The organism is Vibrio sp. 10N.222.46.A1 (assembly GCF_041473595.1).
Taxonomy (GTDB): Bacteria; Pseudomonadota; Gammaproteobacteria; order Enterobacterales; family Vibrionaceae; genus Vibrio; species Vibrio tasmaniensis_A.
The window spans coordinates 1-703 of sequence record NZ_JBFRSN010001720.1; the positions used below are offsets into that span (position 1 = coordinate 1).

Here is a 703-nt window from a genome sequence, read left to right on the forward strand (position 1 = left end):
GAACGCAGTTAACCCATACCTAGTTATTGAAACGATTGTTGAACTGCAACGTACGAAGAAGCTAGATCCAAACGCACACCCGCGTGAGTTATTCGATAACTACCGTAAAGGTGTCAACGGCGGTCTACTGAAGATCTTCTCTAAGATGGGGATCTCTACGCTACAGTCTTACCACGGTGCACAAATCTTTGAAGCACTTGGTGTAAGCAAGTCAGTGGTTGAAAAATACTTCACTGGTACTGTTTCTCGTATCCAAGGTCTAACGATCGATGATATCGCACGAGAAGTGCTAGTTCGTCACCGTGTTGGTTACCCAGCTCGTGAAATCCCAGCTCAGATCCTTGATGTTGGCGGTGTTTACCAGTGGAAACAACGTGGTGAGAAGCACCTATTCAACCCTGAAACCATTTCTCTACTTCAAGAGTCGACGCGTAACAAAGATTACGGTCAATTCAAGAAGTACGCAAAAGCAGTCGATGACCAAGGCGACAACGCAGCAACGCTACGTAGTCAACTGGATTTCATCAAGAACCCTGCAGGCTCTATTCCTCTAGCGGAAGTAGAACCCATCGAGAACATCCTTAAGCGTTTCGCAACCGGCGCAATGAGCTTTGGTTCAATCTCACATGAGGCTCACTCAACACTGGCTGTTGCAATGAACCGCATTGGCGCGAAGTCAAACTCAGGTGAAGGTGGTGAAGAT

1 protein-coding gene is annotated in these 703 nt (G+C 47.1%); it reads left to right on the forward strand.

Features of this window, described 5'->3' with window-relative positions:
• Window positions 1–703: glutamate synthase-related protein (locus AB4496_RS29005; protein WP_372133577.1), on the forward strand; the 703-nt coding region annotated here is incomplete at both ends.